This is a genomic window from Paractinoplanes globisporus DSM 43857 (assembly GCF_000379645.1).
Taxonomy (GTDB): Bacteria; Actinomycetota; Actinomycetes; order Mycobacteriales; family Micromonosporaceae; genus Actinoplanes; species Actinoplanes globisporus.
On the sequence record NZ_KB903312.1, the window covers coordinates 53,488 to 75,440 of the forward strand.

27 protein-coding genes and 1 tRNA gene are annotated in these 21,953 nt (G+C 67.4%); 7 read left to right on the forward strand and 21 right to left on the reverse strand.

Annotated elements, in window-relative coordinates; all coding sequences use genetic code 11:
- Positions 1 to 8 precede the first annotated feature (8 nt).
- The 3 genes from A3CQ_RS0126835 (at position 9) to A3CQ_RS61765 (ending at position 1,337) form a co-directional block, all read left to right on the forward strand.
- A tRNA-Pro gene (locus tag A3CQ_RS0126835) sits at positions 9 to 82 on the forward strand.
- Between the two features lie 242 nt (positions 83 to 324).
- The gene (locus A3CQ_RS59380) at positions 325 to 660 is read left to right on the forward strand and encodes a helix-turn-helix transcriptional regulator (RefSeq protein WP_084699233.1); all 336 of its coding nucleotides are present in this window, start codon (positions 325 to 327) and stop codon (positions 658 to 660) included.
- A complete protein-coding gene (locus A3CQ_RS61765; protein WP_169516310.1) occupies positions 633 to 1,337 on the forward strand; it encodes a hypothetical protein in 705 nt (234 codons plus the stop codon). Before A3CQ_RS59380 ends, A3CQ_RS61765 begins: the two co-directional genes overlap by 28 nt.
- A gap of 332 nt (positions 1,338 to 1,669) precedes the next feature.
- On the opposite strand, the gene A3CQ_RS0126840 is transcribed toward A3CQ_RS61765, so the two are convergent.
- The 15 genes from A3CQ_RS0126840 to A3CQ_RS0126910 all read right to left on the reverse strand — a co-directional run bounded on the left by A3CQ_RS0126840 (position 1,670) and on the right by A3CQ_RS0126910 (position 12,216).
- Positions 1,670 to 2,827 (reverse strand): site-specific integrase, encoded by a 1,158-nt coding sequence (locus tag A3CQ_RS0126840; protein WP_020514042.1) that lies wholly within the window; start codon positions 2,825 to 2,827, stop codon positions 1,670 to 1,672.
- A 47-nt stretch (positions 2,828 to 2,874) separates the two neighbouring features.
- Positions 2,875 to 3,291 (reverse strand): helix-turn-helix transcriptional regulator, encoded by a 417-nt coding sequence (locus A3CQ_RS63025; RefSeq protein ID WP_245577341.1) that lies wholly within the window; start codon positions 3,289 to 3,291, stop codon positions 2,875 to 2,877.
- A gap of 2 nt (positions 3,292 to 3,293) precedes the next feature.
- Entirely contained in the window at positions 3,294 to 4,403 is a 1,110-nt protein-coding gene (locus A3CQ_RS0126850; RefSeq protein ID WP_020514044.1) for an AAA family ATPase, read from the reverse strand.
- Positions 4,403 to 5,269, reverse strand: coding sequence for a bifunctional DNA primase/polymerase (locus tag A3CQ_RS0126855; protein WP_020514045.1), 867 nt, complete (start codon positions 5,267 to 5,269; stop codon positions 4,403 to 4,405). The genes A3CQ_RS0126850 and A3CQ_RS0126855 overlap by 1 nt, the downstream gene beginning before the upstream one ends.
- Positions 5,270 to 5,460: 191 nt before the next feature.
- Positions 5,461 to 5,907, reverse strand: a complete 447-nt coding sequence (locus tag A3CQ_RS0126860) for a hypothetical protein (protein WP_020514046.1) — start codon at positions 5,905 to 5,907, stop codon at positions 5,461 to 5,463.
- Entirely contained in the window at positions 5,892 to 6,563 is a 672-nt protein-coding gene (locus A3CQ_RS0126865; protein ID WP_020514047.1) for a DUF4417 domain-containing protein, read from the reverse strand. The genes A3CQ_RS0126860 and A3CQ_RS0126865 overlap by 16 nt, the downstream gene beginning before the upstream one ends.
- Positions 6,560 to 6,931: an RRQRL motif-containing zinc-binding protein gene (locus A3CQ_RS0126870; protein ID WP_020514048.1), complete on the reverse strand. Its 372-nt coding sequence runs from the start codon at positions 6,929 to 6,931 to the stop codon at positions 6,560 to 6,562. Before A3CQ_RS0126870 ends, A3CQ_RS0126865 begins: the two co-directional genes overlap by 4 nt.
- Positions 6,931 to 7,638 carry a hypothetical protein gene (locus A3CQ_RS0126875; RefSeq protein WP_020514049.1) on the reverse strand — a complete coding sequence of 236 codons (708 nt, stop codon included), beginning with the start codon at positions 7,636 to 7,638 and terminating at the stop codon, positions 6,931 to 6,933. Before A3CQ_RS0126875 ends, A3CQ_RS0126870 begins: the two co-directional genes overlap by 1 nt.
- Positions 7,638 to 7,976, reverse strand: coding sequence for a hypothetical protein (locus tag A3CQ_RS0126880; protein ID WP_020514050.1), 339 nt, complete (start codon positions 7,974 to 7,976; stop codon positions 7,638 to 7,640). Before A3CQ_RS0126880 ends, A3CQ_RS0126875 begins: the two co-directional genes overlap by 1 nt.
- Positions 7,973 to 8,221, reverse strand: a complete 249-nt coding sequence (locus tag A3CQ_RS0126885; protein WP_020514051.1) for a hypothetical protein — start codon at positions 8,219 to 8,221, stop codon at positions 7,973 to 7,975. The genes A3CQ_RS0126880 and A3CQ_RS0126885 overlap by 4 nt, the downstream gene beginning before the upstream one ends.
- Positions 8,222 to 8,364: 143 nt before the next feature.
- A complete protein-coding gene (locus A3CQ_RS0126890; protein WP_020514052.1) occupies positions 8,365 to 10,581 on the reverse strand; it encodes a hypothetical protein in 2,217 nt (738 codons plus the stop codon).
- Positions 10,582 to 10,824: 243 nt separating this feature from the next.
- The gene (locus A3CQ_RS0126895; RefSeq protein ID WP_020514053.1) at positions 10,825 to 11,016 is read right to left on the reverse strand and encodes a hypothetical protein; all 192 of its coding nucleotides are present in this window, start codon (positions 11,014 to 11,016) and stop codon (positions 10,825 to 10,827) included.
- A gap of 6 nt (positions 11,017 to 11,022) precedes the next feature.
- On the reverse strand, positions 11,023 to 11,238 hold the full coding sequence (locus tag A3CQ_RS0126900; RefSeq protein ID WP_169516313.1) for a hypothetical protein: 216 nt from the start codon (positions 11,236 to 11,238) through the stop codon (positions 11,023 to 11,025).
- A gap of 10 nt (positions 11,239 to 11,248) precedes the next feature.
- On the reverse strand, positions 11,249 to 11,977 hold the full coding sequence (locus tag A3CQ_RS0126905; protein ID WP_020514055.1) for a DUF2637 domain-containing protein: 729 nt from the start codon (positions 11,975 to 11,977) through the stop codon (positions 11,249 to 11,251).
- The gene (locus A3CQ_RS0126910) at positions 11,977 to 12,216 is read right to left on the reverse strand and encodes a DUF6284 family protein (RefSeq protein WP_026206246.1); all 240 of its coding nucleotides are present in this window, start codon (positions 12,214 to 12,216) and stop codon (positions 11,977 to 11,979) included. Before A3CQ_RS0126910 ends, A3CQ_RS0126905 begins: the two co-directional genes overlap by 1 nt.
- Positions 12,217 to 12,399: 183 nt before the next feature.
- Here A3CQ_RS0126910 and A3CQ_RS59385 point away from each other — a divergent pair, with 183 nt between their 5' ends.
- Genes A3CQ_RS59385 through A3CQ_RS54125 form a run of 3 tightly spaced genes read left to right on the forward strand, consistent with a single transcriptional unit; the run spans position 12,400 to position 14,452 of the window.
- A complete protein-coding gene (locus A3CQ_RS59385; protein WP_084699234.1) occupies positions 12,400 to 13,173 on the forward strand; it encodes a GntR family transcriptional regulator in 774 nt (257 codons plus the stop codon).
- The gene (locus A3CQ_RS61055; RefSeq protein ID WP_157296370.1) at positions 13,170 to 13,988 is read left to right on the forward strand and encodes a hypothetical protein; all 819 of its coding nucleotides are present in this window, start codon (positions 13,170 to 13,172) and stop codon (positions 13,986 to 13,988) included. Before A3CQ_RS59385 ends, A3CQ_RS61055 begins: the two co-directional genes overlap by 4 nt.
- The gene (locus A3CQ_RS54125; RefSeq protein WP_051115364.1) at positions 13,985 to 14,452 is read left to right on the forward strand and encodes an NUDIX hydrolase; all 468 of its coding nucleotides are present in this window, start codon (positions 13,985 to 13,987) and stop codon (positions 14,450 to 14,452) included. Before A3CQ_RS61055 ends, A3CQ_RS54125 begins: the two co-directional genes overlap by 4 nt.
- Positions 14,453 to 14,948: 496 nt before the next feature.
- Here A3CQ_RS54125 and A3CQ_RS61060 read toward each other — a convergent pair whose 3' ends face one another.
- Positions 14,949 to 15,722, reverse strand: coding sequence for a hypothetical protein (locus A3CQ_RS61060; protein WP_157296372.1), 774 nt, complete (start codon positions 15,720 to 15,722; stop codon positions 14,949 to 14,951).
- A 220-nt stretch (positions 15,723 to 15,942) separates the two neighbouring features.
- On the opposite strand from A3CQ_RS61060, the gene A3CQ_RS61065 reads away from it, so the two are divergent.
- Entirely contained in the window at positions 15,943 to 16,557 is a 615-nt protein-coding gene (locus A3CQ_RS61065; protein ID WP_157296374.1) for a hypothetical protein, read from the forward strand.
- Between the two features lie 1,004 nt (positions 16,558 to 17,561).
- Here A3CQ_RS61065 and A3CQ_RS63030 read toward each other — a convergent pair.
- The 5 genes from A3CQ_RS63030 to A3CQ_RS0126935 form a co-directional block, all read right to left on the reverse strand.
- Positions 17,562 to 18,146: a transposase gene (locus tag A3CQ_RS63030; RefSeq protein ID WP_245577342.1), complete on the reverse strand. Its 585-nt coding sequence runs from the start codon at positions 18,144 to 18,146 to the stop codon at positions 17,562 to 17,564.
- Positions 18,147 to 18,154: 8 nt separating this feature from the next.
- Complete coding sequence (locus A3CQ_RS63035; protein ID WP_245577343.1) at positions 18,155 to 18,736, reverse strand: IS110 family transposase; 582 nt, start codon at positions 18,734 to 18,736, stop codon at positions 18,155 to 18,157.
- Between the two features lie 375 nt (positions 18,737 to 19,111).
- On the reverse strand, positions 19,112 to 19,408 hold the full coding sequence (locus tag A3CQ_RS0126925; protein ID WP_020514058.1) for a helix-turn-helix domain-containing protein: 297 nt from the start codon (positions 19,406 to 19,408) through the stop codon (positions 19,112 to 19,114).
- The gene (locus A3CQ_RS57720; RefSeq protein WP_157296376.1) at positions 19,377 to 20,246 is read right to left on the reverse strand and encodes a hypothetical protein; all 870 of its coding nucleotides are present in this window, start codon (positions 20,244 to 20,246) and stop codon (positions 19,377 to 19,379) included. The genes A3CQ_RS0126925 and A3CQ_RS57720 overlap by 32 nt, the downstream gene beginning before the upstream one ends.
- A 606-nt stretch (positions 20,247 to 20,852) precedes the next feature.
- Positions 20,853 to 21,851 (reverse strand): AAA family ATPase, encoded by a 999-nt coding sequence (locus A3CQ_RS0126935; RefSeq protein ID WP_026206247.1) that lies wholly within the window; start codon positions 21,849 to 21,851, stop codon positions 20,853 to 20,855.
- Positions 21,852 to 21,953 lie beyond the last annotated feature (102 nt).

Below are 21,953 nucleotides of genomic sequence, written 5' to 3' on the forward strand. Positions count from 1 at the left end.
GGTGGCATCGGGCTGTAGCGCAGCTTGGTAGCGCACTTGACTGGGGGTCAAGGGGTCGCAGGTTCAAATCCTGTCAGCCCGACGATCAAGAAAGGCCGCCAACGAGGGTATCAACCCTGGTTGGTGGCCTTTCCGCTTTCCATCCTGATCCTCATACCCCTACCGCCTTACTCGGCATTGGGGACCGTTTGGGGACCGTCGGCGCCGCTGCTGGGCAACTGACTGCTCGGCCGGGGCGGCAGACCGCGTCGGCGAGGAGTGAGCCGGGCCACTTTAGGGACCCCCATTGTCGTACTCTACGTAGGGCTTGGTAGAGTACGACCTATGGCAAACGCGGTTGGACCGAAAGGGACCCCACAAACGGTCGCGGTCCTGCGCGCCTTGCTGGACAACTCCTCCCGGGAGATGTACGGGACGGAGATCTGTGCAGCGGCCGGATTGGCGAGCGGGACCATTCATCCAATTCTGGCAAGGCTGGAAGGGCTTGGGTGGCTTGAAAGTAAATGGGAGGATATCAATCCACAGGAGCGAGGACGACCACGCCGTCGTTATTACCGGTTGAGTTCAGCAGGTGCTGAATCAGCGAGGGTACTTGTTGCCAATGCGGAGCAGAGGCGCGCACGCATACAGGCATGGAAGCCAGGATTGGCCGGGGGTTGAATCTAATGGAAGATACTGGCGTCGCCGACCGTTTCAAAGTCGTCGACGTCTTGTCTCAGGCACTCGCGATCGCAGCAGGACTTCCGATGACGTATCGGAGGGCGCACGCGTCGAACCTTAACGCGGCAAGCGCAAGTGCTGGCCGACTGACCAAGTTGGCCGAGACGATGGGGGAGGCAGCGGATGCCGGGGCGGCAGACGACTGGGAGCTTCGTAGACTTTTTCGCGCGATTCGGCGGGAGAGTAGATCACTGAACACCAACCTCGATCGGGCGTTTCACAAGACGATCCGTCGAGGGCCTGGGGCTGTGGCGCGCTTCGATGAGCAGGCGCACCGAATCCAGGGACTGTTACTGACGGCGATCGAGAGAGCGCAAGATCTGATGCTCGATCGAGCGGCTGTATCAACACGTAAGACGTGTGTCGGGGTTGACGAGCGGTGGCATCGTCGGCTTCCGGCCTCGATGGTGCGAGGGGCTGTCCGGCTTACGCCGGTAATGCATCAGGGACGATTTTACGAGGAATGGATGGGAGAACTTCGAGAGCAAGAGACGTGGGCCAGGAAATTCGACTTCGCCTTCTACCTCCTTATCCAAACGGGAAGTCATCGCCGCAACCTTGCTGGCGTGAACCCGCACCGCTTGGGCGTAGCAGGGATCCGGCAGGACGAATCATGAACCCTTGGGTCGTTATCGCAGTTGTGGCCCTTGTCGCCATCGTTATTCTCGCGCCGTCCGGTGAGCCGTTACGGCGTGCTGAACGCCTTATCGCCGCTTGGCGACGGCAGGGCCCTCCTGCCAATGATGATGGCACGACCCCGCCGAAGATCGAGGCTGGCGGAAGTGACGGCCTGGTATAACCCGGCCGAGCAGAGTTGGCCCTGTCACCGAGATGAAATCAGCACCTCGGTGACAGGGCTTCCTGAATGGTAGATCAACACGGCGTGCGCTGCATGTATGACGGATCACGAGTTCCGGGGTATGGCGAGCCCGGCTTCAAGGTTGCCCCTTTAAACAGCCCTGAGTTGAGCCCTCTTTGGCGTCCGAGGTGCTTTCAGGTGCGCGCTGAGTGCCGTTCCAGCCTCTTCGATCGCGCGCTGATCCGGATGCAGGTACCGCTGTGTGGTGGTCAGCGAACCGTGCCCGGCGATCTTCCGTAGCACGTGTACGTGGACGCCGGCATCGGCCAGCCACGTCAGTCCGGTGTGCCGCAGGTCGTGGCGTCGCAGGTGCTCGTAGCCCAGTTCGGTGACCACCTCGTCCCAGTGCGTGGCGTCCCGCAGCACCGCGGTACTGATCCGGCCGCCGCGCGGGCCGGTGAACAACCGGGCGTCCGGACTGGGCGCTGAGTCGAGTCGCCCGATCACCATCGGCCGGACCTCTTCGATGATCGGCACCTTGCGGGCGCGCTTGCCCTTGGTGCCCTTGTCGATCAGCCCGCCCGGTCCCGGCGTGGTCTGCCTCCGCACAGTCCACGTCCACGTTGCTCGGTCGATGTCGCCGGCCCGGACGCCGGACACCTCGCCGATCCGGGCCGCGGTGCACGCTGCGAAGGTGACGATGTGTCCCCACCCGGTGAAGTGGTCGTGCGATCTCGCGGTGAGCGCGTCCGCGAGGGTGGTCAGTGCCTCCCAGCTCGGCAGGGCGAGCGAGCGCGGATCGTCCAACTCGTCCTCGGCCTGCTGATACTGGCGTTGCCAGCCCTTGACCCGCGCGACGTTGCGATCTACGACGCCATCGCGCATGGCCTGTTCAAGCACTCTGACCAGGATGGCAAGGGTGTTCTTGACGGTGGAGCGGCTGCACTCGTCCTCGATCCACGAGTAGACGGCCCGGTCCACCACACCATTGGTGATCATCGCCGTGGGGATGTGGCCGAGGGTCGGCACGACGCGTAGCCGCCAGCCGGCCAGGTACGGATCGAGTGTCTTGCGCTCCAACCCGCGAATGGCCAGCGGCATCACGTCTGCGCCGTACTCGGCGAGTCGCTGCGTGGCCGCGGCGGGGTTGATCCCGCCGTTGGCCGCGCGGATCATGCCGTCGATCCACTCCTGGGCTTCCTCGGGTGTGGCCGTCGAGTGCGACTTGGATCGCCGGTCACCGGTCGTGGGGTCGGTCCAGCGGACGCGAGCCTTGTAGGGCTTGGGCCGCCCGGCGCGATACTCCACGTCGGACTTGACTGAAACACTGAGGGGCGGGTGCTGCGCTGTGCTGGTCACGCTGCCTCCGGGGTGACTCGACGGCTGGCCAGCCACGCGCGGACGTCCTCGATCGAGTACATGATCACGCGTTCGGACAGGGCGATGAACGGTGGGCCTTGCAGCGGCCGGGCGGTCCGCCAGCGGCGCACGCTGGACGGATCCACGCGCAGCATCCGCGCCAGCTCCTCCGTGGTGATCAGGTCGGGCTCGGCAGTGGTCGTGTCGATGCTGTCTACGGCCCTGAGTCGCACGGTGACGGCCTCCCGGTGCTGTGTCGGGGTTATGGCGAGGGTACGGGGGTCGATGTCGCTGCGGCCCTCTGCGAGGCCCGCTGAGAGCCGCGCTGAGCCAAGATCTCCGATGTCCTGGGGTGTTCCTATGCATCCGACCGGAATCATGGCGGATCCTCCGTGTTTCAGCCGGTCCGCCATGATCACGCCTCCTCTTCGGTGTCACTCGCACTGTCACTCTCGTTTCCGCAGGTCAGCGCGGGTTGAGTGACAGCAGTGACAGGAGTGACAGCGGTGACACCCGGCACCCGGTACCGGCCGCCCGGCTCGGCGGCAAGCTGCCCGTCCGCGAGCATCCGCGAGCAGGTCTGCCGCACGGTGTCCGCCTTGAGTCCGACGCCCTCGGCGATGACCTTGGGCGTCGAGCCGGGCGCGCCGCGCAGCCATCGCAGGATCGCCGCGCGGGTGTCACTGACCTGGTAGTCCTCGGCCGGGCCGTCGAGCATTCGCCACGCGCCCGCGGAAGGGTCGAAGGTCAGCGGGTACTCGGCCTCGTCCACGTCCCGGCCGGTCACGTGCAAGACACCGTCGCCCTGGTTGCGCGCCCGCTTGAGCACGAGGGTCGCGTCGGCCGCGCCAGCAAGGCCGTTGGTGCCGGACACCTCGGACAGGAAGTCGTCCGCGCCGGCCTTGCGCACGTGGTGCACGGCGACGACGGCGACGCCGTAGTCATCGGCGACCTTCTTCGCCTTGCTCACGGCCCAGTAATCACCGTCGTACGCGGACATCCCCGGCGGGGCGCTGCCCCGCAGTTTGGCGAACACGTCGATGATCACGAGCCGGGCGGACGGGTGCTTGTCGAGCCACGCCGCGATGGCCACGTCGCCGCCCTGCGGCAGCGGCGGACACTGGGTGGCGAGAGTGAGGCCGGCGGGAGCGTCCCGGTCGCCGAGGACCTTGCGCAGCCGGGTCTGCAGGCGCCGGGCGGTGTCTTCCAGGGCGAGATAGAGCACGGGGCCGGGCTCAACGTCGATCGCACCGAACGCCCGGTCGCCGCGAGCGACGTCCACGCCGAGGGCCAGCGACATCCACGACTTGCCGACCTTCGGCGGTCCGCACAGCAGGTTGAAACCCTCGGAGATCACGCCGGGCACGGCCCACCGGGGCGGCGCGAAGTGCATGCCCATGATGTCCGCGGCGGTCCACGCGGTGCGCAGCCGGGCGGTCTGGTCGGCCGCGGACAGCACCGCCGCGGCGTCGTCCGGCCCGGCCACCCGCAGCGCAGGCCGCTCGGCCGGGGTCGGGGCGGTCATCACGCCACCTGCCGCGGCCGACGGGCACCGGCGGCCAGTCCGGACCGGATCGTGTTCTCAACCTCGCGCGGGCCGAGTCCGAGCCGGGCCGCGGCGTCGGTGAGCACGCTGGTCACGGTGTCCTCGGCCACCGCGCCACCGGCAACGAGCTGGCCGAGGGTCTGCGCGGCCATGAACAGCGCCCGATTCCGGCCGCCCTCACCCGCCTCGCCGAGCTTGCCCAACGTGCCGTCGATCGCAGCCCGCAGGTACGCGCCGCGCCGATCGGCAGGCAGCTCGACGACCACCGGTGGTCCCGCGGGCCGCAGCGGTGCGGGCTGTAGCCGCTCGGCCAGCCAGCCGGGCAACACGGCCGTGCGGGTGTCCTGCCGGACCGTGTACGGCCGTCCGGCGACGATCGAGCCGGCCGCGACGACGTACCCGCCGTGTGCACGGGTGTCGATCAGCCAGCCCAACAGGCCGGCAGTGTTGCGCAGCTCGATCCCGTCCGGGTGCCGGAAGTACAGGTGCAGCCCGCCCCGGCCGGTCGTCACGGCGTACGTGTCGTACGGGATCGGGTGGCCGAGGTCGCGGCACAGGTCGGTGAACACGCCCCAGCCGTGCAGGTAGCCCTCGGCGCCCGCGGGCGCGGCCTGCCCGGTCTTGCGGGTGTCGAAGTCGAGCACGATCAGTCCGGACGGCCCGCAGGCCAGCCCGATCCCGTACGGCCCGGCCGTCCAGCACCGGCGGATCCGGTCGGGGTCGATGGTGGCGCGAGCCTCCCACCGGTCGATCGCGGGCCGCTTGTCGCCGGGCCGTAGCGGGAAGACGTGCCAGCCGCGGACCGCGGCCGACAGCGCCGCGGTCAGCAATTCGGTGCTGTGCATGGGAATCCGCTCCCTTGCGTCGGGTGTGGATGGTGCAGTTTGGTTCTCGGCGCAGACCTTGTGACAAGGCCGGTCGTTGTCGTCGCGCAAGATCGATGGGCGGCCGCAGATGCGGCAGGGCAGCGGCGGCCCGGTGCGGTGATCACGCCAGTCCAGCCAGCCGCCGGACGGCGGAGCTGCTCGGTTGGTGTTCATCGGCCCGGGTTGATCCACAGGCGGTGCCGCCACTCGCCGCCGATCCAGACCGCGGCAGCGTGTTCTCGTTCGCCGAGCGTGTGCCGGTGGACCTCGGGGTCGATGACGATGTTCTCGTCGTCCAGCAGGCCTTCCAGGGCGCGGTCGACGTCGGCTTTGGGCAGGTCGCCGAGGGCGTCGCGGACGTCGGTCAGGTGCACCCACGGGTGACTGCCGTGGGCCACCAGGTCGGCGTAGATCTCCCGGATCCGGGTTTGGATCTCGCCGGTGGTGCGCGGCGTCGGCTTGTCCTGCGGTTCGCGGCCCGGCCCCGCCGGATCCGCGCGGTCCGGCCGGCCAACCTGGTCAATTGGTGTCGGCTGGTCTGGCCGCCCGTTCTCCCGGCCGGGCTGCGGAAGGGCCCGGCCGCGGCTTCCCCGGCCGCCCATCACCGGGCCGCCCATCGCGACGGGTAGACCCGGACCGGCACGTCGCCAACCGAGCAGGTCGGCCGGCTGCCGTAGACGAGCACGCAGGCCGGGCGGATCGCGGCCAGCATCGCCGCATAGCCGGCGGCGAACAGCGCCCGCGCCTCACGGTCACGGACGATCCCGACGGTGGAGACCGCCACGGTCGAGCCGCCGGTGATGCCGGCGAACGCGAACGGGTAGCTGTCCGGCGTCGACCAGGACACGGTCGGGATGACCGTGACGCCGTGCGCGGCCAGCCAGGCGCCGCACCAGCGGGAGCGGTAGACCTGCCAGAGCTGCATGACCAGCGGCATCGTGGTCCACAGACTGAAATCCGGGGTCAGCGCGGCACCGATAGTGCAGCATCGCGACAGGCCGCGTTCGGGCTTGGACCAGACGGTCTCGAACCGGTAGTCGTCCAGGAAGAAATGCACCGCGTCGCCGGGCCGGGCGGTGCTGATGGCGTGCCGGGCGTTGTACGGCAGCAACCGAGCAGGTTCGCCCGCCGCGGCGGGCAGGTCGGGAATGCCCCAGTCGTTCGAGCTGGGGAACAGGGCGCGGGTGTTGAGCCGGTCCCAGTTCCCGGGCATCGCGGCCCAGCGGTGGCTTGATCGGGTGGCGCCGAGGGTGTGTTCGGGGGCGAGCGTCATCGGGTGCTCCTTGCGTCGTGGCAGGTCTCGCACTCGCCGAGCGAGCGGCGGATGAAGTACGGCCGCACTTCGCGGCAGGTCGGGCAGGTGCGCCGGGCGGCCAGCGCGGCCCGGATCGCCCGCCGCTGGGCGACGGTGGCGGGGCGCTTGGGTCGGGCGAGGTCGCGCCGGTACAGGTACGCGGTCCGGGTGCCGCCGACGCCGGCCCACAGGATCTGCGCGGCGATCGGCTGCCGGCCGGGGCACAGCCCGGCGATGCGCAGTTGCCGCCGGGTGGCGTAGCCCGCGGGCGCGCCACGCCACCAGTAGGTGGGTAGCCCGTACCGGTCGCCGTCGGGATCCCAGTAGGCGGCCCGGATCCGGGACATCAGGCGGCCCTCCCGAGCTTGATCGCCCGGCCGTTGGCGGCAAGGAACGCGCGGCCGAGCCACTCGGTGTAGGCCGGCGGGATGGCCTCGGTCAGCTCCTCCCGCACGTCCGTCCAGCCGATCCGCATCGCGGTCTGCATCTCGGCCTCGGTGGCCTTGCCGCCACCGGCGCCGTACGCGGCCACGTACGGCCCGTCGTAGTAGACGCCGTGTCGCCAGCCACGCACCCGACCCCGGTGCTTGACGTGCACCGGCCGACCGGTCGTCCAGCCGCCCAGCTCGAAGTTGCGGTGCCGGATCACGCCGAGCCCGAACATCTCCCCGCACAGCGTGATGTCCTTGCGGACCGGGGCGGTGCCGTTGGGTTGCTCGATCACGTACGGCAGCCCGGTGCGCTCCAGCCGGGCGCGTAGGGCGGGGATGAGCTGCGGGTGCTCGCGGCCCCAGCCCATCGCCTGGTTGGTGCCCTGGGTCAGTGCGCAGTCCGCTTGGCACGGCGGGGATGCGCTGATCAGGGTGAAGGCGCGGTATCCGCCACCGGTGATGAGGATGTCCAGGTAGGTCAGCGCGTCGTTGCGGACGAACCCGAACGGGTAGCGCGGCCGGTCGGCGATGTCCACGCCGATCACGTCGAACCCGGCCGCCGCGTAGCCGGCCGAGGCGCCGCCGGCGCAGCAGAACAGATCCAGCAGCAGCGGGCGGGCCATCACGCGAACCTCCGCTCGATCGCCGGCCGGTCGCCGCGCCGGGTGATCGCGGGGGTGTGTCCGATGACGGTGGTGATCAGGTCGCGCATGAGGCGCAGGGTGGTGGCGAGTTGCCAGCGGGCGCGGTCCTCGTTGCGGTGCAACGGGATCCGGGCGCGGATCTCGACGTACTCGACGTTGCCGGCCCGGACGCGGGTGACGATGGCCCGGCCGCCGACGCTGTCGGCGATCAGGTCGGCCGAGCGGTGCTCGGCGGCGCCGCACCGGTGGTCGCGGGCGCACCACGTGGTGTGTTCGGTCGGCTCGCGGTGCAGCCGGGCCATGGTCCGGGCGCTCACTTGGTGCCTGCCTTGTGCTCGGAGCGCAGGTACTCGTAGATCCGGCGGCCGACACGCACGCGCCGGCCGGTGCCGTTGCAGCGCGGGCACTCGCGGAACGTCTTGGTGAAGATCCGGGAGTAGATCCGTCCGGAGCGGCAGCGGGGGCGTTTGCAGACGCCCCACGGGTTGTAGGCGCAGTTGAGGATGTAGAACGCTGTGTAACCGAGGATTCCAAGAGCGACTAGGAGGGCGAGGGTCGTCACGGCAGTGCCTCCAGGGCCGGTTTCAGGGTGCACGGGGTCGGCGCTCCTAGGTGCTAGGGCGCTGATCAGGGATCGGATGGGGTTCTAGGAGGGGTCCTAGGTCTAGGAGTCCTGCGGTCCTAGACCTAGGACCGATTCGCGGGTCACTTGGTCTTGCCGCGCCCGCCGTTTCCGTCACGCCGGGTGATGGCCGCGGTGATGTCGGCGAGGGCGTAGCCCTGCCGGTTGCCGGTCTCGCTCGTGTCCGGGTCGCTGCCCCACACCTGCCCCGGCGCGACCTCGTGCGGGGCGAGCGCGGCCCGGAGCTGGTCGGTGGTCAGCTCGGCGTAGACGTCCGGGCGCAGCTCGGCCAGCAGCTTGACCAGCACAGCCGCCCACAGCTTCTTCTTGCCGGCCATCACCGCGGCGACGTCCTCGAGAACGGTGTCCCGGCGGACCTCGGCGACGTCGAGCACGACCCCGGCGGCGTGGCCGGTGATGTTGCCGGCCTTCTCCCGCAGCACCCGTGCCCGCCGCACGATGACCTCGGCGCCCGGGGCGTCGATGTAGAACGTCCGCGAGATGACCGGGTCATCGCCCTCACCGGCGAGGTAGCCGATGCCTCGGTCGCGGCGGCCGAACATCGTGGCCCGCACACCGTTCTTGTACTGCGACGGGCCGAGAACCATGTCGTTCTCGATGTGGCCCATGACCTTGAGGCAGAACCGCAGCACGGCGTTCGAGCTGATTCCCGGCGGCAGACTCTTGGCGTCCGGGCGTTGGGTGGCCAGGATCAGTGTGATGCCGGTGGCCGGGCCACGCTTGATCAGGTCGGTGCAGATCTCCTCGAACTCGTCGCCGTACTTCGGGTGCTCGAACCACACCTGGCACTCGTCCACACCGATCACGACCGGCTGCAAGCCAAGCTTGCGGGTGTTCGCCAGGTCGTCGGTGACCTTGTTCTCCGGGCACAGGTCCCGCGGCAGCTCCCGGATCACCTTCGTACGCCGGCGCATCTCGGTGCGCACCTCGCGCATCGCGGTCAGGTCATAGGCGATGTCCTCATCGTCGTCACCGGCCCGATACCGGTGCGCGACCGGCTCCAACGGGCTGAGGTCGCCGGTGCCCTTCAGGTCGAACGCCAGGATCCACGCCCGCGGGTCAAGCGCGGCGATCAGCAGCGCCAACCGCAGCGCGAACGTCTTACCCATCCGCGGGATCGAACCGATGATCATCGACGCGAACATGAGCGTCAGCGTCACCAGCGCTCCGCGGGGGTCGGTGCCGAACGGTGACGCCTTGAACAGGTTCACCGTTCCGGACTTGAGCAGCGGGAACGGGCTCTGCTTCGCCCGGGACATGTCGTGATCGGCGACGAACAGGACCAGCCGGCCGGGGTGTACGTCGGCGTTGGTCTCCGGCCACACGCAGCCCAGCGGACGCGTCAACGCACCGGCCAACTCCTCCCGCTTGTCGACCACCGTCGAGGCGACCACGCCGCGGGGCAACTCGACCGCGCAGCGCCAGCCGACGCCGTTCTCCCGAGAGATCGGCTCGGGGAACCACGACCGGCCGGTGTCCCCGCGCCGGACCGCGGCGTCGATGCCCGGGATCCGCAGCGAGCACAGCGCGGTGAACACCTCGATCGAGGTCAGCGGCGCGACGTCACGCCGCACGACCGCGGTGTCCAACAGTGGCTTGTCCGCGGGCGTGCCGAGGTAGCCCAGCAGCACACCCAGCGCGGCCAGCACGCCGTAGCGCGCGACCGGGGAGGCGAAGAACGCCAGCCATACCGCGGCCACGACCAACGCGGCCAGGGTGCCGACGGCGGTGATGCCCCGCCACCGGACCCGGCGGTCACGCTGGCGGGCCAGTTTGATGTAGGTCTCGGCGTCCTCGGTCCGCACGGTGGCCTGCCGGACGGCCTCGCCCTCCAGGTCGAACAGCCACCGGAAGTAGCCGCCCACGACCAGGATCAGGCCGCGGGGGATCCGCCATGCGATCCGGGCCGTGTACTTCGGCACCCGGAAGCCGTGGTAGGCGAGGGCGTGCACGCCGAACCCGGCCGCCCACGCCAGGTTCCCGCTGAACTCGGCGGTCGACTTCATCCACGACGGGACGATCGGCACCCGCGTGGCGTCGCGGAACGAGGCGAGGGAGAGCCGGCCCGGGCGGCGCTGCGCGGCGAGGCTGTCCACCAGCACCGGTGCGTCGTCGTCCAGCTCGGCGGGGATCTCGTCGTCCGGCACCGGCTCGGCGGCCGGGCCGCCGGTCCGCAGCGCGCGGGCGGCGTCCAGGTCGACGACCTCAGCGTCGGCGACGTCGTTCTCGGCAGCGGTCCAGTCGAAGTCGTCCGGCTGGCCGCGGTCAGGGGTGGTCATCTGTGCTCAGCCCTTCCGACGGGTACGGGTCAGGTGGTCGGGGCGTATCGGCGCGTGGCCGGCCGGGCAGGTGGCGTACTCGCCAGGCCGGCTCGCAACGGTGCAGCCGCAGGTGAGTCGAGTCGTGACAGTGCGGGTGGTCTGCGCGACCATGAGGGCCTCTCCTAGGGTCTTTGCTGGCTGACGGAGGGACCGGCGGTACGGCGCTGCTTTGGTCGGTAGGAGCCCCGCCGCCGGGCGGAATCAGAACGGGTGCACCGGCACGTCGTGGCCGGTCGCCAGGGCGTCGAGCGCGTCGGACAAGTGCTCGGCGATGTACTGCCGGTCGTGGCCGTCGTTGCTGAGCGCGGCCTCGGCCCACTCGTGCAACTCGGCCAGCTCGACGCGCAGGTTGTGCAGCTCGGCGCACGCCTCGAAGATCTCGATCTCGGTCATCGCGGGTCAGTCCTCTCCCGACGTGGCGGTGTACAGGTCGATGTCGATGTCGAGGCGCTGCCACCAGCGCAGCGGCTTCTCCGCCTCGATCACGGCGGCGTTGGCGTCGCAGAAGTCGTCCGACACGTGCCCGTCGCGGTCGCTGACCTCGCGAAGTCGACGGCGGGCGGCGATCAGGGCGGCGCGGTGGGTGCGGGTCTCGTCGCGGAACAGGCGCATCACGGTCAGCCCCTCACGCAGCCACGAGAACGGGTGTTTCCCCAGGAACCGGGGCAGATGCTGACGCATCGGTGAGCCGAGCCGCGGGCAGGTGACGCCGGGCCGTCGAGACGGACACGCCGGCCTTCTTCGCGATCTCGGCGACGCTCGCGCCCGGGTGCTTGGCCGCAGCGCGGGCCACCTTGTCGGCCGACGCCGGCCGCGGCGTGACGCGCTTCGCGGCAGTCTTCTTGACCAGCTCGGGGATAACCGGCTCGACCTCGGCCAGCGGCGCGGGGATGACCGGCTCGGCAACGATCGGGGCGATTCTGACGGCCGGGGTGACGTCCTCGGCGGGCTCGCTCAGCGCGCGGATCCGGCCGCCGATCTCGACCAGGCTGATCGAGGCGGCCACGATCAGACCGTCCACACTGAACGGCAGCAGGTAAGGGCTCGCGCCCGTCTCGCCGTAGCGGGCCGCGACGCCGGCCATGTGCCAGTACGACACCCACGCGGCGATGCCCGCGATCACCGCGGTAGCGCCGAGCCGGGCGACCGTCATCCAGCCGCGTCGCGTCGGGATGCGGGAGATCAGCTCGACGGTCAGCAGCAGCGCCAGCGGCGACCACGCCGAGATGGCCTTGCTGACCGGGTTGTCCGCGGCGTGCAGCACGTTGCCGGCCAACGAGGCGGAGATGCCGAGGGCAAACACACCTCGGGTACCCCAGCCGATCCGCTTGAGCTGGTGAATGTCCTTGGTCATTACGCCACCTCCCGGCGGGAGGCAGGACGCGCGGCCAGCTCGGCGGCCATGCGGGTGACGCGGGCCTCGGCCCGGCGCAGACGTCGCCAGTCCAACGGCGACGGACCGCCGTGCTCGACGGCGTAAATGTTGGTGATCTCGGCGTCCAGTAGGTCCAACTCGGCCGCGATCAGCGGCCACTCGGCCACGATCGCGGACAGGTCGGCCGGAGACGGCTCACCCAACGGAAGGGACTGCATCTCGGACTCCTTCATGGAGAGGAAAGACGTAAGACGTCTTTGCTCAGCAGATTAAGGCCCGAACGAGTGCAGACGCAAGACGTAAGACGTGTCAGACTTCAACTTTGCGGCTGAGCGCCACACGCGTGGCGCTAGTACGATCGCCGTAAGACGTCTTACGAGCAGGGGAGACAGCGAGCACTCATGATCGAGACCCCTCGCGCGCAGTACACACAAATCGCCGAGACGATTCGCGCCAGGATCGAGGAGGGCACCTACCCGCCAGGCTCGACGTTGCCCAGCGAAGAGGATTTCGCCCGAGAGTTCGGCGTCACCCGCCCGACCGTGAACCGCGCGATCGGCCAACTCCGATCTTCGGGCGATGTCAAAGTGCGCCGCGGGGCCGGCACGACGGTCCGCTCCCTGGCGCGAATCCATCGCGATTCCCGGAAGCGTTACGCAGCTCGCCAGCAAGGAACGGGCGCCGGTGAGGTCGAGGCCCGAGAACTGAACCTTGAATCTCGAACCGAGTACCGGCAGATTGGCCGTGTCGACACGCCACCGGCCGTGGCCTCGGTTCTCGGAATTCCCGCGAGCGAATCCTCGCTTCTACGAAGTCGCGTTCTCTACGCTAACAACGAGCCAACTCAAATCGCCGACTCCTACTTCCCCTGGTCGAAGACAAAGGACTGCAAGGCGTTGATGAAGCCGGACGCCGGGACCGGTGGATCCTATGGCCGACTTGCAGAAATCGGTTACGGCCCGGTCCGTTTCACTGAAGATGTCACAGGCAGAACACCGACAGATTCTGAACAACGAATACTTGACCTTGACCCGACACAATGGGTATTCGAGATCCGGCACGTGGCCTACACGGCGACCGATCTGCCGATCGAAGTATGCATTCACGTAATGCCGCAGCATCTATGGTCCCTAGGCTACGGATGGGAAGAATCGATCGTCGAGACAGGTAAGTGATGCACGTTACTTTGGCATCCGAAGCGGCGCCCGGCCGACTCGCCAACGAGGACGGCGCGCTGCATATCGGCGGCCTCGTTGGCGTATTTGACGGCGTGACCGCACCGCCCGACATTCCATCAGGTTGCATTCATGGCCCGGCCTGGTACGTAAAACGCCTGACAGCGCAGCTCGGCTCAGTTGCCAGAGCTACACCAAATGACGGCCTGTCGAACTTGCTGGCTGAAGCGATAACCAGAGTCCGCGGGGATCATCAGGGCCATTGCGACTTGGACAACCCTGCAACCCCTGCCGCTGCCATTTGTTTGGCACGTGCGGATGACGACCGCCTCGAATACCTAATTTTGGCCGACTGCACTCTTGTCGTTGACCATGGCAGTCAAACTCCCACCGTTCTCACGGACGAGCGCTTCGGCAACGCAGTTACGGAAATTCGGCGAGCAGCGCTGGCAGACGGGGGAATAAGCCGACCTGCCGGCACTCCGACACCGGGCAAATATGCACTGATCAACAAGCCCTGCGGGTACTGGATCGCCGCGGCAAATCCTCAAGCCGCGTACCACGCCGTAACTGGACAATTTAGCGGCGTGCGGCGGGCAGCCCTTCTCACTGACGGCCTGTCCTGCGCAGTCGACCGATACCACCTAATGACCTGGGGCGGTTTACTCGACCTACTCACCGAATCGGGGCCGCGCGCTCTAATACGCCGGGTTCGGCAGGCAGAGAATGCTGACCCTTCCGGGAACGAATTTCCGCGTTACAAGCGGCATGACGACGCTACCGCCGCACTCTGCCTTTTCGAGGAGTCAAAATGACAACTCCACGCCATTCAGTCAGTGTTGCCGCTGTCGTCACCGACGAGCAGGATCGAGTTCTGGTGATCCAGCGGCGTGACAACGGCGCTTGGCAGCTTCCGGGCGGCATCCTGGAACTCGAGGAGAGCGTCGAGGACGGTGTCCGCCGGGAGTTCCATGAGGAAACCGGCGTCGTGATAGAGCCGATCGGCCTCACCGGTGTCTACAAGAACATGAAACTCGGCGTGGTCGCCCTGGTCTTTAGAGGCCGTCTCCTTGACGGCACTCCGCACCCGACCGAGGAGTCAGCCGCGGTGGATTGGTGGACTGTCGATCGAGTGGCAACCGAGATGAATGAGACCTTCGCTGCGCGGATCCTCGATGCTCTGGCGCCGGGAGCCTCGCCGGCCATCCGACAGCACGACGGCGCCCGTTTCATCGATGGCGACACTGAGGCGTCGCCCGTACCCACCGACCGGGATTGACCTGGCCAGGACGTCGCTGAACGGATACGGTCGGTGACCTCCCGTGTCACCGCTGTCACCGCTGTCACTGGTGTCACTCGACCCACTCTGACCAGGAAAAGGGGTGTGACACGTCCCGGCAGCTCTGTCACTATCCACTAGCACATACGTTCGACTAGCCTGATCGTATGAAGGTGCTCGCCAGGTGGTGGAACGGTGTGTGGGGCCGCCTCGCACGGCGAGACGTCTGGCTCACAGTCAGCTACCGGGTGACCGCACGGGACGGAGACTCGGAAACCGGCAACGTGCTTCGCTGGGACTTCGACTCGGAGGATGACGCGCGGGCCATGATCGAGCGGCTGACGAGTGCGCCTGGGCCGGGCGAGTGGCGCGAGATGGATCCTGCGCGGGCGGCCGACGCACCAAACTCAGACCGCGGGCAGAGCGGCTCCCCGGTCCGCGCCCGACCTAACTAGACGACGAACCCGGGATGGAGAGTCTCAACTGACGCGGCGCGTTAGATATGGCGGCCCGCTGCGTCAGGATCTTGGGGCTCATTGCTGGGTGCACAAGGGTTTGGGCGCGTGGTTGCGTCCGCTTGTGCTCCTTCGCTCTCGCTGTGCTTGTTGGTGAGAGTGCCTATTCGCCGTTCAATCTGCTCCGCCAGGAGGGTGACTGGGTCTCTGTTGACTTCGATCCGTCGGACCCCGAACAACCGATGCGCTTGAATAGTTATGCGCGGTGGCTTGCGTTTCTCGAACCGCAGTTCTGCTCGAATTTGCTCTGCGAGCAGCTCTCGGGCGCTGTGTGTCGTCTTGTAACACTCGGCGAGTTCTCGTTCCGCCTTGCCGTGGTACTCGGAGGGCGGCTGGTGAATGACTGCTTTTGTCATCTGCCAAGCCCAGGCGGTTAACGTACTTTGCCACAGCATGAAGAGTCGATAGATGTCATCCGACGAATACGCCTCAACTCCGCATTCGAATCTATGCCACTCCTCGCTATCAGTATCAAAGGCGAGGAGCAAAGTCCCATCTGCACCGTCGCTCCGCTCCTTAAATCCCTTAGACGTCGGCCGGCGGCCCGGATCCTGAACTTGGGTCCAATAGAGGATTTCGCGATACACGTCGGCCCGCTTATCCCACATTCGCTGACTAAGCTGGCTGGCTACGGTCTCCTTCGCGTTGCGGCGTGTTGCAATAATGGCAATTGCAGCCAGAACCGTGGTCGCTATACTTGTCACCCACGGTAGTGCGGCCTGGACGAATCTAGCCGTGTCTTGATCGATAGTCATGTCGTCTCCCCGTCCATGCTTCGATATAGCGTCCGCTTGCCGCCCAGGCTATGCAAGTGCGGGGAGAGGTGACGGGGGAGTAGCTGACTCAATCTCGTGATGTCTGGCCAAGCGGTCGGGTCGCGTGCGCTCGGTCCACCATGATGGGATGATGGGATGATGAGAGTTGGTCCTCGATGCCTCCTTCCAGCGACGAGTAGAGTCGGGCCGGAGTTTCCGCATGGTTTATGACGAAGATGAAGGTCGGTCCCTGCACGAATGGCCACGATGGAGTCGCATCGAGCCCGAAGCCAGCGAAGTAACAGCAGGTGGTGAAGGCTCTGTTGCGTCAGGCGTTATCTTCGGCGACATCGTTGTTTCCCAGATTTCTGGGGATAGCAGTCTAGTGCTTCGGCTTCGCGCAGAAATCAAGGAGTTAGCTGAAACTGCGAACCTGGTCGCGAGCGCCGAATTAAAATCTGCGCGGCGGTGGGGTCGGATCCACCTCATACTCGGCCTTCCTACGGCTGTGGTTGCGGCCGTTTCCGGCGCTACCGCACTCGCGTCAACAGCGGGTCGTGTTCCTGCCGGCGTCTTGGCACTTTGTGCAGCCGCTATGTCGGCCGCGTCTGGATTTCTCGGGAGCGAGGCTAAGGGCACGGCTGCGGAGCAGCGCGCTGCGGCATTGTCAACACTTGCGACCGATGCTCGAATCCTCTCAGCTTTTGATTTGGAAGGCGAACCCAGTCCGGGCTTACGACGAAGTCTCGTCGACCTAGCGGACAGGCTGGAAGCGATCCGGGCCAACGACCTTGAAGCGGCAAAGGTCTTGAAGGCGCGGGCACGCAAAGAATAGTGACGCTGTTGAGGACCTGTCACCGCTGTCAGTGCTGTCACTCGATAGGCACTGACCTGGGAAAAGGTGAGTGACAGATGATCGAGGGGTGTCACTATGCGGGGCGGAGGACTGCGGGGACCATCCGGGGACCACACGGTATGCGCGCCTGTGCGCGGACCTGCACACTTGATATTCCCGTGAACGGTGCGCATCGCGCTTGACGTGCGGAAACGTCTACTCCAACGGCCTGGGGGTCAAGGGGTCGCAGGTTCAAATCCTGTCAGCCCGACTTTGTGAAAGGCCAGCTCAGCTGGCCTTTTTCATTTCCTCCCGTGAATGCTTCCGGATCTTCATGACACGCATTTTCGCCCGAACGTGCGTACGGTTTACCAAATCGTCGGTGATCGCGTCCTTCACGCCAGCCCGTGGGGGGAGTGCGGCGTCCGGTCTCCACGCGAGCGCATGCGCTGCGAAAGTGGCGTTGGACAGGCATTCCGTCCTGCGATCTGCCGGCCATCGGCGTGTGGCCACGACCTTGAGTATCGCGGTTGCTCGATGTCCACTCAGGATGATCACGACACATCGGTGACACGAACGCCCGTACGGTGATCTTGGCCTGACCGCCCGGCCACAGGCCGTATTCAGTGGGCACGGCGGATGCCTGTTGGATGGCTACCGATGGGCGGGCGTTCAGGCCACCGGCATCTATCTCGGTCCTCGTGGCGGCGGCTCGAACCGCGTCCCGGCAAGGTGCCGATCGCCCGTGCGGCTTTCCTGACCATGACTTCATGATCCTGCGCGGTGGTGGGCCGCGGAAGTGGTCTGAGATGGTCTCCGGTGGTCCCGAGACCCTCGCCGCTGCGGCGGCTGAACGTCATCCAGCCGTTGGCGATGCCGGCGTTGGTGCAGCAAAGCGCGAACCAGGTGGCAGGAGGGTGAGCCGGAGCAGTGCCCGAAACGCATCGGCTACAAAGGGCGATGTCGAGGTCGCCGGCGACGTCCGGATTTGGCTCCCCTCTCTGTCAAGGCGCCATCGAGGTCGAGACTCTAAGCTTGTTGTCGGCGGGTTCGGGAAGTGACTTTTCCGAAGAGCCGGCATGGGGATGAGAGCTGGTCACGCTGGAGTTTGTAGACGTGCCCCGGTGTCCTCCCGGACCCGTCGCCAGCGCTGCTGTGGCGTCGTTGATCATCTGCCGGTAGACGATGTCGGACAGCCGCCTTTTCAAGGCCCTCATCGCTTCCATCGACGTCTTGCCGGCTGCCTTCTTGCGGTCGAAATAGGCGCGTCCTTCAGTTGGACGGCGCAGCTGGACGGTCGCCATGATGTGCAGGACCCGGTTGATCTGCCGGTTGCCCGCCCGGGAGAGCCGATGCCGGACCTGGTCGCCCGAGGACGCATCGATCGGCGCGGTGCCGTTCCAGGACGCGAAGTGACCCCGGTCCGGAAACCGGGTGACGTCACCGACCTCCACGAGCAGCCGCGCCGCGCCCGACGGGCCGATGCCGGGCAGGTCCATCAGCGTGGTGCCGGTCGCAGCGACCAGGTCTTTGAGTTCCTTGTCGGCCTGCTTCGAGCGTTGGTAAACGCGCTCGAGGTCAGCGATCAACTCGGCGGCTACCCGGCGCCGGGCCTTGCCGGCCGCGTCCCGGGGCCGGACCGTGCCAGCAGCGCCTTCGCCTGGGCAGCGGACAAGCTCTTCTTGGCGCCACCGGGGATCAGTTCCAGCAGCAGTTGGTGCAGTTGCGACACCATCCGGGTGTGGTCCTCGCCGAGGGAACGGCGACGGTCGACCAGGATCCGTAACACGGCCAGCTGTTCGTCGTTGACCAGCGGACGCAGCCCGGCCATGCGCGTGCCGACCAGCGCGACCGAATGCGCGTCGGTGGCGTCGGTCTTGCGGCCCTGGCCGGTCGCGAACACCCGGGCCCGCGCCGACAGTTTCGGCGGGACGTCGGTGACCTGCTCGCCGTCGGCGAGCAGCCGGGTGGCGATGTGCCGGCCGATGCCCTGGCAGCCTTCGATCGCCCAGACCCGGTCTGGCCACTGTTTGGCGTACGTGACCATGGCCGAGTAGCCGGCGCGGTCAGTGCCGAAGCGGCCGGTGCCCAGGATGGTCTCGTCGCCGGCCATCACCTCGATGGTGGCGGAGCGTTTGTGCGGGTCCATGCCGATCACCACACGCTCTGGCAGGCTCACTGACTCTCCCTCTGCTCGATCCGACAGGTTCGTCGAGCCGGGAGGGCATCGCTACTTCGAGCTGTGCAAACCCCTCTTGAGCCACTCCCTGCCCTGCAGCGACGCCCGGGACTGCGCAGGCCAAATGAGAGCCACACCAAGGTGGGCAGCCGAAATGAGAGCGACAGCCCGGACGCCTGGACCGAAGCCTGGCCGGGCCGCGGTCCTAGAGCAATGAAACAAGTAGCCGATGTGAGTGCACTCGATCATGGGTCTACGAGTGCGCCACCGACAATTAGGAACTAATCAAAATTGCGGCTGCGGCTGTAATCTCTTGGCAGTGCAAGCCAGCGAGAATTGATGAGGCGAGCCGCCTGGAAATGTGTGATTGCCGGTTCATTGGTGTAGCCGGATCAGGTCTTTTCGGCTGCGGATGCCAAGTTTGCGGTATATGCGGGTGAGGTTGGCCTCGATCGTTTTCTCGCGCAGCAGCAGGATTGTGGCGATCTCGGCGTTGGTCCGACCGAGCTGGACGAGGTCGGCGATGCGTTGCTCGGTTGGAGTGAGGGTGCCGTCGGACTGATGGGCGAGCTTAGCGCGCTCGGCGCGCGCCTGGACCGTCCATGCTTCGGCGCCCAGTCGGGTGAAAATTACGATTGCTTCATCGATGGAGGTGGCGGCGGCACGCCGCATTCGGGCTCGTCTCTGCGCCGAGGCGAGCGTGAGCAGAAGCGGCCTTTCTCGATCGGTACTTCGGTCCGCCGGGCTTCAGGCAGCGTTGGGTTGAGCTCGGCCAGCGCTGCGGCGGGATCGCCTCGGGCCAGGGCGAGCACCCCGCGCATCGGCTTCCGACCAGCCGGGCCAGCGGGTGTTCCAGCCGGTCGGCGGTCTGTCGCAGCCAGGTCAGGCGTTCGGCGGCCTCCCCCATGCGTCCGACCCGGGCATAGCTCTCGATCAAATCGCATTCGAAGCAAACGATCATGGCGTCGGCGTACGCCCGGCCGCGTAGTCGCGCCGCGATCGGGTCCAGCCAGTTCACCGCGGCGACCGGGTCGCCGACCGACAGCTCGGCGTGGGCGGCGAAGCCCCGGATCCACACGGATGCGACAAGATCGTCCGCGGGCACCTCGGCAAGCACAAGCGATACCAGCCGCCGGGCTTCTGCGGTGTGGCCGCGGGCCGCGGCCAGGGCAATGCTCACTGTTGCCTGTTCGACGGCGGAGTCGGGGAACAGGAACACGTACCGCCGCAGCGACGAAGCACGGTCCTCGGCACGGTTCCATCGTCCGGCCGCGTAGTCGAGGAACAACGTCTGTGTCTCCAGCCAGAACGTGCTGCCGACATGGTGGGAGCTCTCGACAGCGGTGCGCACCTTGTCGAGGAGGAGACCCGCTTCGGTCAGTTCCCCTCGCCCGAGGTGCCAGTGTGCGAGGTCGACTTCCGGGCAGAGCCCCGCGACCCACATCCGTTCCGCTCCGGGTTGCCGTACCGCCTCGCGAAGCAAGTCGCCCGCCGCGGGATCGAGTGTCACCGCTGCCGCCCACCCCCGTACGCCGGCTACCCAGCGCTGTACCTCGGGCGGCACTCCCTCCGCGGCCAACTGGACTGCCCGCTCGACGAACGGCTGGGCCTCCTCGAATCGCCATTGGCCCAGGAGGCGATAGGCGACCAGGGCGGCCGTGTGCGTCTGACTGCTGTGATCGCCGGCGGACTCGTCGATGGACTGCGCACAGAAGCCGGTTGGAGGCGAGGATGTCCGGCTCCATCAGCCCGCGGAAGAAGGTCACCCGCCCGCGGAACGGAGTGTCCATCGGCGGGTCCTCGGCACTCCAGCAGGCGGCGAGCCGCCTGATCTTGTCCACCTCGCCGGCCCTCTCGAGCAGGTCGAGCAGCTCCGTGCGGCGCTGCCACAAGGCCCGTTTCGAGCTGGTGGGTGTCAGCCGCAGCGCCGCCTCGCCGAGGGTGGCCGCGCCGGCAGGCATCCCGCGGCGCGAGAGGCGCCAGGCCGCCTCGTGCACGGCGAGAGAGATCGCGTCGTCCGGATCATCCGTTCCCTCGGCCAGGTGGCGCGCGGCCTCGTCCGGATCGTCGACCGCGTCCGCCAATGCGAGGTGTGCGGATTGCCGGTCGGACCAGCTCATCGACTTCTGGGCGACCTCGGCGAGTAGTGGGTGGGTGAAGGCGAGCCGGCCGTCCGGGTCCGCGCAGCACTCCAGAACACCGGCTCGAGTCCCTGATCGACGACCTTGTCGCCGGCGGGCCCGATAACTCGACGAAGCAGCCGCCGGTCCGGCCGGGCGGTCAGCGCGACAAAGTGTGCTGCCTGCACTGCGGCCGGGGTCAGCCGGCGCAAGCGTGCCTGGAGCGAGGCAGCCAGCGTCGGAGGAACTTGCGCCGACGGCGCGTCGTACCCTGCGGATGCGACGGTCTCCCGGGCCAGCTCCACCGCCGTGTACGGATTGCCCCCGGAAAGCGCCACAATCCGGCCGATCAGGGAACCGCGCCATGGGCCCGGGAAGCGTTCCGCGATCACCTCGTACAGCGATACGTCATCCAGCGGCGGCACGGTCACCGTAACTGCGTCATGACCGAGTTCGTGCAGGATCGCACCAGTGAGGCCGGCCGTCTCGTGACCACTGCGGACGGCCAGCAGCCAGCTGATGGGTAGATCCCGGAGCCAGGTAGCCATGACGGTCAGCAACCGCTCTGAGTCGCGGTCGAGCCACTGTGCGTCATCGATGGTGACCACCACCCGCCGATCGATACAAAGGGCACGCACCGCGTTTGCGGCGGCGAGTGCGACCAGCAGGTCGTCGCTCTCGGCCGGGGCAGAGACCAGCCGAAGCGTGACCCTCAGGGCGTCGGCCTGCGGTCCGGGCAACTGCCCGAGCACCGGGCGAACCGCCCGGCCGAAAAGGTCGGCCATGTTGCCCATGGGCAGCGCGGCCCCGCCGGGCAGACCAGTCGTAGCTAGCACCTCGCGACCCGCAAGCACAGCCATCGACGTCACCGCTCGCAGCACCGACGTCTTGCCGACGCCAGGCACGCCGACGAGAACCACGGCGGATGCAGCGCGGCCCTCGTTCACCACGACCCGGCAAGCCGACAACTGATCTTCCCGGCCCACCAGCGCCATAGCCGATGCTACCGCCCCAGCCGAGCGCCATCCCGTCCTTGGACATCGGGTTTCCCCCAATGAAACGGCGGCCAGGCGACCGCAGGGTGGCAAGCATGACGA